The following is a 13,004-nucleotide window of genomic DNA, read 5'->3' on the forward strand; positions in this document are numbered from 1 at the left end:
AAAGAACCCGTGCCTTGCCGGACAGGTGGGAGTGTGGAGACCGTGGCCGACCTGGAGCAGCACGCGCGATTCACTGCGCTTGCGGAGACTGTCGGGCCGCCCTTGCGGTGCTATCTGTCGCGGCGCGCGGACCACGACCAGGTCGATGACGTGCTGGCCGACGTGTTCCTGGTGCTGTGGCGACGGCTCGGCGACGTGCCGGGTGATGACCCGTTGCCCTGGACGTACGCCGTGGCGCGAGGCTGCCTGGCCAACGCGAGGCGCTCGCGTCAGCGCCAGCTGCGCCTCGTCGAGAGGATCGTGCGGGTTGATCCGCCGGCTCCGGCGGGCGACGAATCCGATCATCCCGAGGTGCTGGTGGCCCTCGCGGAGCTCAGGGACCTCGATCGGGAGATCGTCATGCTCTGGGCCTGGGAAGGGCTGGCGCCGCGCGAGATCGCAGTGGTCACCGGCCTGTCGGCGAATGCGGTGAGCATCCGGCTGTACAAGGCGAAGCGCCGGATGGCAGTGCTTCTCGGACAGGATCCGGCCGGTGCCGGACAGGAACCAGGCGAAGGGAGGCGGCCTTGATGAACGACGACGAGCTGCGCGCGCTGATCCGCGCGGCGGACCCAGCCAGCGACGTCGACGAGAAGCGGGCGCCCTCATGGATCCAGGACCTGGTGGAGGAGACCGTCATGACGCACGACGCAGATGAAGGTGTGGCGAAGGTGGGCGGCAGCGCCCGGAAGGCACCGGCGCGCGGGCTGTGGATCGCGGCGGCAGCGGCTGCGCTGGTGGTCGGAGGTGGTGCGTTGGCCGCGACCATTCTCGCGACCGATGGCGACGGCACCGGCGGCGCAGGCGACGATGCACCGCGCAAGGAGCTGGCGCTGACGCTGGCGCCGCAGGACGCGATGCAGATGTGCATGGCGTTCTCGCCGGAAGCCCTTCGCCCGCTGGAGGTTGCCTTCTCCGGCACCGTCGACGACGTGGAGGGCGACACCGTGACGCTGAGTCCCGACCACTGGTACGCCGGCGACACCGGCGCTGACGTCGTCGTGGTGACCGCAGGCAGCCCGGAGGTGTTGCTCGAGGGCGGAATCACCTTCGCAGAAGGCGAGCGCTACCTGGTGGGTGCGTTCGACGGCGCCGTCGCGACCTGTGGCCTCAGTGCGCCGTGGAGCACCGAGATGGCGGCGGCGTACGACGAGGCGTTCTAGAAGACCCCGGCCGGGCGGAACTGCACGGAGATCCGGGGACCTGCCGAGCGCGCCTTGGGCACCGAGTGCTGCCAGGTCCGCTGGCAGGACCCGCCCATGACCAGGAGGTCGCCGTGACCCATCGTGAACGCGATCGAGGCACCGCCGCCCTCGGGCCGCAGCAACAGCCGCCGCGGATCACCGAAGGAGAGGATGGCGACCATCGTGTCGTCGGTCGCTCCGCGGCCGATCCGGTCACCGTGCCACGCCACCGAGTCGCGACCGTCCCGGTAGAAGCAACAGCCTGCGGTGGCGAACGAGTCGCCCAGCTCCGGCAGGTAGTGGTTGGTGAGCGCCTGGCGGGCGCTGCCGAGCACCCGGTGGGGGAGCGCGTCGTCCGCGGCGTAGGTGTGCACGAGACGCGGGACGTCGACCACACGGTCGTACATGGTGCGCTGCTCGGCGCGCCACGGGACGTCCCGGACAAGCGCGCGGAGCACTTCGCCCGCGCCGGTCACCCACGAGCGTCGGACGTCGACCCAGGCTCCGTCGGCAAGCTCGGTGCGGGCGACTGAACCGCGCAGGCGACCGAGGACCGGTGCGCTGGCGAGGTCGAAGAGGTCGCCCTGGAACTCGACGCTCATGGCGAGAGAATAGCAGGTGATCGAACAGGCATTCGAGAATCCGCGCGGCCTGTCAGGCGGCCCGAATAGTCCGTATGGGTCATCTTCTGCGCAACAACCCGTCCGTCCGGACTACTGACGGCATACTCCTCAGAGCAGCGAGAACGGGGGTGACGGTGCAGCTCAAGCACGTGCAAGTTCGTGAATATGTGCGGGACCTGGTCACTGGCGCCTCGCCAGGGGCTCCCGCGCCGTCTGAGCGCGAGCTCGTGCAGCGCTTCGGCGTTGCCAGGATGACGGTGCGCCAGGCCATCGATGCTCTCGTCACGGAGGGTCTGCTTGAGCGTGTCCCCGGCCGCGGCACCTTCGTCGCCGAGCCGGTCCGCCCGCCCTCGGGCGTCACCAGCTTCACCGAGGACATGCGCCGGCGAGGCCTCGTCGCGGACACGCAGACGCTGATCGCCCGCCGCGAGAAGGCGGGTCCCGGAGTTGCTCGCGCCCTCAACATCACCAACGGTGACCCGGTGCTGCACTGGAAGCGGCTGCGGCGAGCCGACGGCATCGTGATGTGCATCGAGGACGCCTATCTCAACGAGGTCCTGCTGCCCGGCTTCCTCCAGACCGGCATGCCTGCGAGCCTGTACGCCGCGCTCGACCGCCGCGGGCTGCGCCCGACGTGGGCGGAGGACTCGGTGAGCGCCGACCTGGCGACCGAGGACGAGGCGGAGCTCCTCGGCATCGAGCTCGGCGATGCGGTGCTCCGTGTCGCCCGGCGCGCGCTGCACCGCCAGCGGCCGATCGAGGTCTCGCGGTCGGTCTACCCGGGCTCGCGCTTCACAGCCTTCGTCCAGTTCGCCGAGACGTGATTGAGCCGAGCGTCCGGCGAGCTTGCGCGACGTGACCGAGGCAGGTCAGCAGGAGCGCCAGATCTCGCGCCGGATCGCCTCGTCGCCCGGCCGCTCGCCGAAGTCACCCTGCAGGCGATCGATCGGAAGCCGGTGGATGAACCCGCTGGCGGCGCACCGTGCCGAGAGTGGAGGGGCCCCGGACTCGAGTGCCCCGATGGTGATGTAGGTGCGGGTGAGCGGCAAGCTCAGGACATCGTCGGGGGTGGACCCGACGGGCCTGCCCGCCTTGGCAGCGCAGGAGCGGAAGTGCACCGTCGTGGCATCCGCCTTGACCGAGGCGGCGCCGGCCGGCCCCTTGGCTGACCACTGACGAAGTGCGCGCGCCATCTCCTCGGTGTCCGACGGGTTGTCGCCGACGAAGTCGATGCTGACGCAGGACTCGCCGCCGGAGCGGTACGCGGCGTACGCGTCTCCGCCCCAGCCGTCGGCCGCGTCGAGCGCGGCGAGCTCCGGAATCCGGGCGGCCAGCACGAGGTACCAGGTCAGCGCACCGAACGTGCCGGAGTCGAAGGACTTCTCGCCCGACGCGAGGCCGGGCGTCTTGACCGGATCGGCGGGGTCCTCGCTGGCCAGGAGCGACCAGGGGTCGAGCAGGTGCTCGTCCGTCGTCGGTGGGTTGGCGAAGAGGTCGTCGACGGACTCGTTCGCCTCGTCGTCGTCCGCATCCACGACGGCCGCATCGAGCAGCGCCTCCCCGAGGGCGTACGGCGCGCCCATGAGCGTCTGCAGCACGGAAGGGATCTCGGCCATGCCCTCCTCGGCCGCCTCTGCCTCGCCGTTCTGCTCCTTCCGGAGCGCCTTGCGATCCGCGCGGGAAAGGCTCTTGGCGTACTTCGTCTCGATCCGGGAGGCATCGCCCTCCACCAGTGCGCTGTACGCCGAGCCGGCACCCGTCGTGTCGTCCTCGAAGCTGTCCATGTGGTCGCCGATGCCGAAGTGCTGGTCCTGGAGGACGTGGGTCAGCTCGTGCACGAGAGTCGACTTCACCGCCGGGGTGAGCTTCGTGCCGTTGATGCGAACCCGGTCGTCGTCGAACGAGTACAGGCCGATGACACCGCTCGAACCCATCGTGTTCGCCGCCTCGAGGAGGTCGAGATCCGCAGGCACGAGGTCGAGCGAGCGCATCAGGTCCTTGATGTCGGCCATGTCCTCGCGGTCCTCGTCGGTGAGGTCGCTGTCGTCCGCGGTCACCTGCTTGTCGAACTCCTTCGCTGCCAGGAAGTCGACGTGGACCGGGTGCTTGAACTCGAGGCCGCGCAGCCGCTCGGCGATCTCGACGTAGGGCACCACCCGCTCGTCCCAGGTCGAGGGGTGGTCGGGCCCGGTGTCGTGATTCCGGTCGAGGACCGCACCAGTTGCGGCCAGGCCGGCGAAGGCGGCGAGCACGGTCAGGGCGAGCGCGACCCGGCGGCCCCGCGGCGCACGGAGCCACCCGGACGACTCGCGCGGCTCCGAGGGCTGGGAGGGCTGGGAGGGCTCGGCGGGCTCTGCGGTTGCGGACATCCCGGACGGCTCGGACATGGGCGGAGGCTAGCCCGAGTTCTCTGCACGCACACCGGAAATCCGGTGCGCAACGGGATTTCGCCGCCCTAGCCTCCTCGGGCCCGGTCGACCGGCCGGGCATCGTGGCCGGTGCGGAGAGCGCCGGCCGGAGACGGATGAAAACGATGATGGACCAGATCAATCCGAAGCTCTGGAACTGGGCTTCGATCCTCGAGAAGAACACGCGCGAGCAGGCGATGACGACGGCGACGATGCCGTTCATCCACCCGCACCTCGCGCTGATGCCGGATGCCCACCTGGGCCTGGGCGCGACGGTGGGTTCGGTCATCCCGACCCTGGGCGCGATCATGCCCGCCGCGGTCGGCGTCGACATCGGCTGCGGCATGATCGCCGTGCGCACGGCGTACACGCGCGACGAGCTGCCGGACGACCGGCGCCCGCTGCGTGAGGCGATCGAGCGCGCCGTCCCGCTCTCGGCCGGTGCGGCCAACCGCAAGATCAGCCGCGCCCACACCGAGCGCCGGATCGATGAGCTCACGCTCCGCGCGAAGGAAGCCGGCTTCGAGCCCGGCGACCACGCGAAGCGGTGGGACCTGCAGCTGGGCACCCTGGGATCGGGCAACCACTTCATCGAGGTGACCGTCGACGAGCTCGACCGAGTGTGGCTGTTCCTCCACTCGGGCTCTCGGGGCGTAGGCAACCGGATCGCCCAGAAGCACATCCGGATCGCGCGTGACGACTGCGCGCGGCGCTGGATCCAGCTTCCCGACCCGGACCTCGCCTACCTGGTCGAGGGCACCGACGAGTTCGACGCCTACATCGGCCAGATGCGGTGGGCGCAGCACTACGCGCTGCTCAACCGCGAGGAGATGATGGACCGGGTCGTGCGCCAGTTCGCCGAGTGGGTCGGTGCAGGGTCCGGCGAGGACGGGATCGGTGCGGTGGAGCGTCTCGAGGAGATCAACTGCCACCACAACTACACCGAGCAGGAGTTCCACTTCGGCAAGACGGTGTGGCTCTCCCGCAAGGGCGCGATCAACGCGGAGGCAGGTCGACCGGGGCTGATCCCGGGGTCGATGGGCACCGCGTCGTACGTCGTGACGGGCAAGGGCAACCCGGTCTCGCTCAACTCGGCGCCGCACGGCGCCGGGCGGGAGTACTCGCGGACCGGGGCGCGCAGGACGTTCACGCGCGAGCAGCTGCGCGAGGCGATGGTCGGTATCGAGTACCGCGACACCGCCGCGTTCATCGACGAGATCCCGCAGGCCTACAAGGACATCGACCAGGTCATGGCGGACGCCGTCGACCTGGTGGAGATCCGCCACACGCTGCGGCAGATCGTGAACGTGAAGGGGGACTGAGGCAGGCCGGTCCGGGAGCGGTCCCGGGCCGGCCTGTCCTGCCTGCGACGTGGCGCTCGTCACCTCCACCGACGACGGTCGTTGTAACCGTCAAGCACGTCCGCTCGGGCGCGCAGAGGGAGTTCGAGATGTTGCGCGTCCGCTTGTCAGTCGTCCTTGCCGCCGTCGTCGCCCTGCTGCTGCCCACGGCGTCGTACGCCGCGCCGTTGCCGGTGCCGTACTCCTTCCTCACCTCCGCGGTGCTCGCAGGTCTCCAGCCCAACGCCGACGCACCCGGCACGAACATCTGGACCTGCAAGCCGACCGCGGCCCACCCGCGTCCCGTCGTCCTCGTCCACGGGCTCACCGGCAACAAGGCCACCAACTGGCAGACCTTCGGCCCGTTGCTGAAGAACAACGGCTACTGCGTCTTCGCGCTGACCTACGGCGTCAACAAGCTCGCGCCGACGCCGCTCGACCAGTTCGGCGGCGTCAACCGCATCGAGGACAGTGCCGTCGAGCTGAAGGCGTTCGTGAACAAGGTCCTCGCGGCCACCGGTGCCACGCAGGTCGACATCCTCGGGCACTCCGAGGGCACCGTCATGCCGAACTACTACGCGAAGTTCCTCGGTGGTGCCCCGAAGATCAAGCGCTACGTGTCGATCGCCCCGCTGTGGCACGGCACGAACCCCGCGGGCCTCGACAAGCTCTCGACGATGGGCACCCCCTTCGGTGTCACGGCACTGCTGGGCCAGGCCCTCGATCCGTTCTTCGCCTCCGGCCCTCAGCTCCTCGCCGGTTCGGCGTTCTGGGCCAAGATGCGCTCCGGCGGCACTCCGATCGTGCCCGGCATCGAGTACACCAACATCGTCACGCAGTACGACGAGCTGGTGCAGCCCTACACCTCGGGCATCGAGCCGGGCATGACGAACCACGTCGTCCAGAGCTACTGCCCGCTCGACTTCTCGGAGCACTTCCAGATCGTGGCCGACCCGATTGCTGCACGGATCGTGCTCAACGCCCTGGACCCGGCGAACAGGAAGCCGGTGCCGTGCCAGCTGGTGCTTCCGTTCCTCGGCACCCTGTGAGACAGGACTGAGCAGGCGCTAGGCGGTGCCCTGCTCGATGTCGTCGGCGTCGACGATCCGGTAGGCGTAGCCCTGCTCGGCAAGGAACCGCTGCCGGTTCTGCGCGAAGTCGGCGTCGACCGTGTCGCGCGAAACGATCGTGTAGAAGTGCGCGCTCTTGCCCTCGGACTTCGGGCGCAGCAGCCGGCCGAGGCGCTGTGCCTCCTCCTGGCGGGAGCCGTAGGAGCCCGAGACCTGGATCGCGACCTCGGCACCGGGCAGGTCGACGGAGAAGTTGGCAACCTTGCTGACCACCAGGAGCTCCTCCTCACCCGAGCGGAACGCGTCGAAGAGCCGCTGGCGCTCCTTGACCGGGGTCTCTCCGGTGATGACAGGCGCCTGCAGCGCCTCGGCGATCTCGGCGATCTGGTCGAGGTACTGCGCGATCACCAGCGTCGGCTGGCCGGGGTGCTGGGCGACCAGGCGGCGTACGACGTCGATCTTGTGGTGCGTGCAGGCGGCGAGGCGGTAGCGCTCCTCGGGCTCGGCGACCGCGTAGGCGAGCCGCTCGGCGTTGGGGAGGGTCACCCGCACCTCGACGCAGTCGGCGGGCGCGATGTAGCCCTGCGCCTCGATGTCCTTCCAGGGCGCGTCGTAGCGCTTGGGACCGATCAGCGAGAACACGTCGCCCTCGCGACCGTCCTCGCGGACCAGGGTCGCGGTCAGGCCGATCCGGCGGCGGGCCTGGAGGTTGGCCGTCATGCGGAAGATCGGCGCTGGGAGCAGGTGCACCTCGTCGTAGACGACGAGGCCCCAGTCGCGGGCGTCGAGGAGCTCGAGGTGCGTGTAGGCACCCTTCCGTTTGGTCGTGAGCACCTGGTACGTCGCGATGGTGACCGGCCGGATCTCCTTGGTGGATCCGGAGTACTCGCCGATCTCGTCCTCGGTCAGCGACGTGCGCTTGATCAGCTCGTCCTTCCACTGCCGGGCGGAGACGGTGTTGGTGACCAGGATCAGCGTGGTCGCCTGGGCGTGCGCCATCGCGGCCGCACCGACGATCGTCTTGCCCGCGCCGCACGGGAGCACGACGACGCCCGATCCGCCGTGCCAGAAGGACTCGGCCGCCTCGGACTGGTAGCTGCGCAGCGCCCAGCCGTCCTGGGTCAAGGAGATCGGGTGCGCCTCGCCGTCGACGTAGCCGGCGTAGTCCTCGGCCGGCCAGCCGAGCTTGAGCAGCGCCTGCTTGAGGTTGCCGCGCTCGGAGGCGTGCACCATCACGGTGTCGGCGTCGACGCGCTCGCCGATCATGCCCGCGATCTTCCTGGCGCGGAGCACCTCCTCCAGCACGGGCCGGTCGTTGCTGGCCAGGACCAGGCCATGGACCGGGTGCTTCTCGAGGCGCAGGCGGCCGTAGCGCGCCATCGTCTCGGCGATGTCGACCAGCAGCGAGTGCGGCACCGCGTAGCGCGAGTGCGTGAGCAGCGTGTCGATCACCTGCTCCGCGTCATGGCCGGCCGCGCGGGCGTTCCACAGGCCGAGGTTCGTCAGCCGGTAGGTGTGGATGTGCTCCGGGCTCCGCTCCAGCTCGGCGAACGGCGCGATCGCGCGTCGCGCATCGGCCGCCTGGGGGTGGTCGATCTCGAGCAGGAGGGTCTTGTCCGACTGGACGATCAGGGGGCCATCATTCACCGGCTGAGTCTACGGCCCGCACGGAACTGATCCGGTGCACGGCAAACGAGCGCCGGTCCTCGCTGCGGTGATCGTATGCGGTGAGCTGTCCGCCCTCGACCCGCAGCGGGTCCACGATGCGTTCGCCGCGGGAACCGTGGTTGTCGAGGTACTCGATCACGACGCTCTCACCGCCCTCGACCGCAGCACGCAGTGCCGCGACCGCGCCGGCTGGGGTCGAGGCGACGAGCGCGCTGCCCCGTGACGACGCGACCTTGTCGCCGGCGCGCACGGCGGCGACGGCTGCGTTGACCTGGGCCGTCTCGCGGGCCGCGTCGCGTCCGGTCGGCGTTGCCTTGGGGGTGCGGGCGCGCAGCACCTGGGGCCGGGCGACGTGGACCGTGCCGTCGGCTGCCTCGACCACGGGCGCGAGGCCGAGCTCCCGGAGCCGGGGGAGCAGCACGTCGATGGGTGTGGTGCTGATCAGCACCGTTGGGACCAGCTGGCGCAGGCCGAGCGAGGCAGCGCGCGGGTCTCCGAGCAGGGTGGCCAGTGCGGCCTCGTCGTCGGACCGCAGGAACGCCTCGGCGTAGCCGACGCGGACGGTGCCATAGGTGCGTGCGGCATCGTCGACCAGATAGGTCAGCGGCTGTGGGACCGGGGTGCGCGAGACCTCGGCGAGGAAGGCGTGGATCTCGGCAGCTGACCAACCGGCGTCGAGAGCTCGCCGGACCGAGCCAGCGGCGAAGCGGTAGACCGTCGCGCCGCCGCGGGACTCGACGTCGGCGACGAGCTGCAGTCGTGCGGCCAGGGCCGGGAGCAGCGGGCCGGGCGCGATTGCGGTCAGGTCGCCCTGGATCAGGATGTGGTCGAGCGGCTCGGGAAGCAGCGGCGCCAGGATCGCGGCCGCGTCCTCGCCCGCGAGCAGCGCGCGCCCGGCAGGTGACAGGGCGCCGAGCCCGGTCAGGCCCAGGAACGCAGCCTCCTCGACGGATGCGGCGACGAGGGCCGCCTGAACTGATGCGCGCCGGGGCCGCACCCAGCGCACCCGCGCCACCAGCGACGGCAGGCCGGTGCCGGTCGCGAGTCCGGTGGCGGGCGGGAGGTCGGCGAGCTCCTGGAGGGCGGTCCGGCGGGTGTCGACCTGGTGCGGGTCGACCAGGCCGGGCGCCAGGGCGTTGACGGCCTTGCCCGCGGCATCGCGTCCACCCACGAGCGCGGGGGTCCGGGGTGAGGCGAGCCAGGCGGAGGCGAGTCGCGTCCAGCGCTCGCCGGCAGGGAGGCGGCACCACGCGTCGTACGCATCGGTGGGGAGCCATCCCTCGGTCTCGCCGACCGGACCGGCGGCAAGCAGGCCCGCGGCCGCGGCGACGTCGAGGAGGAGAGCGGCCTCGCGCTCGGTGACGTGGAGCAGGAGCGCGGCGACCTTGAGGTCGCGGACCCCGAGACCGCCCGAGCGGAGTACGACGGGGGGCTGGGTGCTCCAGTGGTCGAGCAGCACCTCGAGCCGTCGTGCCGCCTCGAACGCGGCTCCTGCGGCCATGCTGGCGACCAGCGAAGGCGACTGGGCCGTGGTGACCAGCTCGGGCGCGGTGACCGGTCCGCTGGGGGCGGGGGCGCGTCCGAGGAGCTCGGCAACGACCGTGACCGCACGCAGTCCGCCGGACCCCTCCCAGATGAGGGCCAGCGCCTCGAGGAACTCGACCGACTCGCTCGAGCCGCTGAGCTCGTCGCGCGGCACCTGGCCGCGACCGACCAGCAGGTGGAGGATCCCGAGATCGGCGAGCGTGAGCCGGTCCAGGGCCCGGAGCGTCGAGGCACGGGTCGCCGAACGGGAGGCGAGCTGCGAGGAATCCTGGGGAGCGGGGGCGGCGAGGTCAGGTCGCAGGCGCAGCAGGTGGGCGAGGCGTTCCTCGGGCCACTGGCGCAAGTGGTCGGCAAGAGAGCGCGCGATGGGGGCGCTGGCCGGCTGCCCTGTCGAACTGGGAGGAGGGGTCATTTGGGCTCAAAACTACTCGCCCGGGAGTTTCGGCGACGCATGCTTGTCCGCACCCGCCAGACTGCACCTTGGCGACACCGAACCGAACCGCGCGACGAAAGGGGCCCTCGTGGCCATGATCGAGGCCAGGGACCTGGCCAAGGCATACGGCGGCAAGCAGGCCGTGGCGGGCCTCTCCTTTGATGTCCGGCCCGGCACGGTGACCGGATTCCTCGGGCCCAACGGCGCCGGCAAGTCGACCACGATGCGGTTGATGCTGGCCCTGGACCGGGGCATGGGCACCTGCACGTTCGACGGACGCCCGTTCACGGCGTACTCCGAGCCGATGCGTGAGGTGGGCGCCCTCCTCGAGGCGAAGCCGTTCCACCCGACCCGCACGGCGCGCAACCACCTGCGGATGCTGGCTGCGGCCAACAAGATCCCGATGTCCCGCGTTGATGCCGTGCTCGGCCTCGTCGGTCTTGCCGACGTGGCAGGCAAGAAGCCGAGCACCTTCTCGCTCGGCATGGGCCAGCGGCTCGGGCTGGCCGCTGCGCTGCTCGGCGACCCGCACACCCTGATCCTCGACGAGCCCGCCAACGGCCTCGACCCGCAGGGCATCCACTGGCTGCGCTCACTGCTCAAGAGCCTCGCTGCAGAGGGGCGCTCGGTCTTCGTCTCCAGCCACCTGCTCTCCGAGATGGCGCTCATGGCCGACGAGCTGGTCGTGATCGGCCGCGGGCGCATGATCGCCAACGGGCCGGTCGAGGACTTCACCAGGCTCAGCGTCCGCAACCACGTCCTGGTCCGCACGCCGCAGGCCCATGACCTCGCCTCGCTGATCGGTGCCCGGCTCGCGGGCGTCGGCTCCGTGCAGGCATCGGCTGCGGGCGAGCTGACCGTGACCGGGCTCGACGCCCCAGCGATCGGCGACCTCGCCTTCGACAACGGCATCCGCATCCACGAGCTCTCCGTCCACCAGGCCACGCTCGAGGAGGCCTTCCTCGAGATCACCGGCGGGTCCGAGGAGTTCCAGGCGCACGCACGCCCGCAGAGCCCGCAGTCCTCCCCGCCAGCCACCCCGCCAGCCACCCCGCCAGCCACCCCGCCGGCGACGGCGACGACCCCGAAGGATGGCCAGTCATGAGCGCCGCGCTGCGTTACGAATGGGCCCGGCTGCGCACCCTCCGGTCGACCTGGTGGCTCAGCATCGGCAGCCTGGTCGCGGGCATCGGGTTCACGCTGATCGGCTCGCTGGTCATCCGGGTCAACATCCGCGGCGACGAGCTCAACGGTCAGCATCTTGACGGTGAGATGGCCCGCTTCTTCGTGGCCGCCGCGATGACCCAGTTCTCCAATGTCGACGGCATGTTCTACCTGCTCGCCTACGTCGCCGCGATCATCGGCGTCCTGGCGTGGGGCCACGAGTACCGGCACGGCATGATCCGCGCGACGCTGACCGCGGTGCCGCAGCGTCCGGCGGTCTTCGCTGCCAAGTACGTCGTCGTCGGCGCCTGGGTCGGCGCCCTGGTGGTGATCAGCTGCCTGGTGTCCCTGTTCGTCGCCGGCGTCGTCTTCATGGGCCTCGACATCTCCTACGACCTCACGGCGATGCTGCTGACGGTCTTCACCCACGTGGTCTACGCGGTCCTGCTGACCTGGCTGGCCATGGCGGCGACCGTCCTCGTCCGGCACCAGACCTTCAGCATCGTGCTGCTCTTCCTCTGGCCGCTCGGCATCGAGAACCTGATCCGTGGTTTCGCCGCGATCCTGTCGGGGTTCACCACCAACGACACGTTCTCCGAGGCGACCCGGTTCCTCCCGTTCAACGCCGGCGGCCGGATCATCCAGAACTTCGGCGACACCCCGGGCGGCTTCGGCCTGCAGGACAACCTCGACCTCTTCGGCAACCCGTTGAGCGCGTGGGGTGGGTTCATCGTGTTCGGCGGGTTCGTGGCGCTGCTCACCGCTGGTTCCCTGGCCTCCTTCGTCAAGCGGGATGCCTGAGGCCGGCTCCGACGCTCCGGGGGCATCGCGCCCTCGGCTGGTCGTCGGCTTCGATCTGGACATGACGCTGATCGACACCGTGGCGGGGTTCGCCGCGACCCTCGAGGCGTTGGGCGTGGAGCTCGGGATCGCGTTTCCCACCGAGGAGATGACCTCGCGCCTCGGGCCGCCGCTGGAGCACATGCTGGCCGAGCACATGGGCCCGCAGGAGATCGAGGCTGCCGGCGATCGTTTCCGGGCGCTGTACCCGGACCACGCCATCACGCCCACTCCCGCGTTCCCCGGGGCGCACGACGCGATCAGCGCCGTGCGCGCGGCAGGTGGCCGGGTCATCCTGGTCACCGGCAAGTACGCCGCCAACGCGCAGCTCCACGTCGACCACCTCGGCTTCGACATCGATCACCTCGAGGGCTGGGTGTGGGGAGTGGGCAAGGCCGACGTCCTCACCCGGGAAGGGGCGACGATCTACGTCGGCGACCACATCCACGACGTGGAGGGTGCGCGGGCCGCGGGGATCATCAGCGTCTCGGTGCTCACCGGCGGCTGCACCCGGGAGGAGCTGGAGGACGCCGGCACCGACGTCGTACTCGATGACCTGACGGCGTTCCCCGCCTGGCTCGAAGCCCATCTGGCAGCGACCGCGACCGGGCAAACCGGTTCGCCTGGGCCCACTCCGTCCAACTAGGCTTGGGGTTCCCGCGGCGGCCACTCGGCTGCCGCGACGCAGCA

Annotated in this window: 12 protein-coding genes; 8 read left to right on the top strand and 4 right to left on the bottom strand. The window is 70.5% G+C overall.

Features of this window, described 5'->3' with window-relative positions; genetic code table 11:
- Positions 1-42 precede the first annotated feature (42 nt).
- Entirely contained in the window at positions 43-570 is a 528-nt protein-coding gene (locus tag D4739_RS08925; RefSeq protein WP_238473583.1) for an RNA polymerase sigma factor, read from the top strand.
- Positions 570-1,202 (top strand): hypothetical protein, encoded by a 633-nt coding sequence (locus D4739_RS08930; RefSeq protein ID WP_120060298.1) that lies wholly within the window; start codon positions 570-572, stop codon positions 1,200-1,202. The genes D4739_RS08925 and D4739_RS08930 overlap by 1 nt, the downstream gene beginning before the upstream one ends.
- On the opposite strand, the gene D4739_RS08935 is transcribed toward D4739_RS08930, so the two are convergent.
- The gene (locus D4739_RS08935) at positions 1,199-1,825 is read right to left on the bottom strand and encodes an alpha-ketoglutarate-dependent dioxygenase AlkB (protein WP_120060299.1); all 627 of its coding nucleotides are present in this window, start codon (positions 1,823-1,825) and stop codon (positions 1,199-1,201) included. The genes D4739_RS08930 and D4739_RS08935 overlap by 4 nt on opposite strands.
- Positions 1,826-1,974: 149 nt before the next feature.
- Between D4739_RS08935 and D4739_RS17340 the strand changes: the two genes are divergently transcribed.
- The gene (locus tag D4739_RS17340; RefSeq protein ID WP_274380482.1) at positions 1,975-2,670 is read left to right on the top strand and encodes a GntR family transcriptional regulator; all 696 of its coding nucleotides are present in this window, start codon (positions 1,975-1,977) and stop codon (positions 2,668-2,670) included.
- 45 nt (positions 2,671-2,715) lie between these two features.
- Here D4739_RS17340 and D4739_RS08945 read toward each other — a convergent pair whose 3' ends face one another.
- Positions 2,716-4,233, bottom strand: coding sequence for a hypothetical protein (locus D4739_RS08945; protein ID WP_120060301.1), 1,518 nt, complete (start codon positions 4,231-4,233; stop codon positions 2,716-2,718).
- A gap of 146 nt (positions 4,234-4,379) precedes the next feature.
- On the opposite strand from D4739_RS08945, the gene D4739_RS08950 reads away from it, so the two are divergent.
- Together D4739_RS08950 and D4739_RS08955 are read left to right on the top strand one after the other, a co-directional pair.
- Positions 4,380-5,576, top strand: coding sequence for an RtcB family protein (locus D4739_RS08950; RefSeq protein WP_238473584.1), 1,197 nt, complete (start codon positions 4,380-4,382; stop codon positions 5,574-5,576).
- Between the two features lie 128 nt (positions 5,577-5,704).
- The gene (locus D4739_RS08955; RefSeq protein ID WP_120060302.1) at positions 5,705-6,643 is read left to right on the top strand and encodes an esterase/lipase family protein; all 939 of its coding nucleotides are present in this window, start codon (positions 5,705-5,707) and stop codon (positions 6,641-6,643) included.
- A gap of 18 nt (positions 6,644-6,661) precedes the next feature.
- Here the strand turns inward: D4739_RS08955 and D4739_RS08960 are convergent, their stop codons facing one another.
- The gene (locus D4739_RS08960; RefSeq protein WP_120060303.1) at positions 6,662-8,311 is read right to left on the bottom strand and encodes a DNA repair helicase XPB; all 1,650 of its coding nucleotides are present in this window, start codon (positions 8,309-8,311) and stop codon (positions 6,662-6,664) included.
- Entirely contained in the window at positions 8,304-10,289 is a 1,986-nt protein-coding gene (locus D4739_RS08965) for a helicase-associated domain-containing protein (protein ID WP_120060304.1), read from the bottom strand. Before D4739_RS08965 ends, D4739_RS08960 begins: the two co-directional genes overlap by 8 nt.
- A 115-nt stretch (positions 10,290-10,404) precedes the next feature.
- Between D4739_RS08965 and D4739_RS08970 the strand changes: the two genes are divergently transcribed.
- Genes D4739_RS08970 through D4739_RS08980 form a run of 3 tightly spaced genes read left to right on the top strand, consistent with a single transcriptional unit; the run spans position 10,405 to position 12,960 of the window.
- Positions 10,405-11,415, top strand: coding sequence for an ATP-binding cassette domain-containing protein (locus D4739_RS08970; protein WP_120061821.1), 1,011 nt, complete (start codon positions 10,405-10,407; stop codon positions 11,413-11,415).
- A complete protein-coding gene (locus D4739_RS08975; RefSeq protein ID WP_120060305.1) occupies positions 11,412-12,275 on the top strand; it encodes an ABC transporter permease subunit in 864 nt (287 codons plus the stop codon). The genes D4739_RS08970 and D4739_RS08975 overlap by 4 nt, the downstream gene beginning before the upstream one ends.
- Entirely contained in the window at positions 12,268-12,960 is a 693-nt protein-coding gene (locus D4739_RS08980) for an HAD family hydrolase (RefSeq protein ID WP_120060306.1), read from the top strand. The genes D4739_RS08975 and D4739_RS08980 overlap by 8 nt, the downstream gene beginning before the upstream one ends.
- The last annotated feature ends 44 nt before the right edge of the window (positions 12,961-13,004 follow it).

The sequence above is a fragment of the Nocardioides cavernaquae genome (genome assembly GCF_003600895.1).
Classification (GTDB): Bacteria; Actinomycetota; Actinomycetes; order Propionibacteriales; family Nocardioidaceae; genus Nocardioides; species Nocardioides cavernaquae.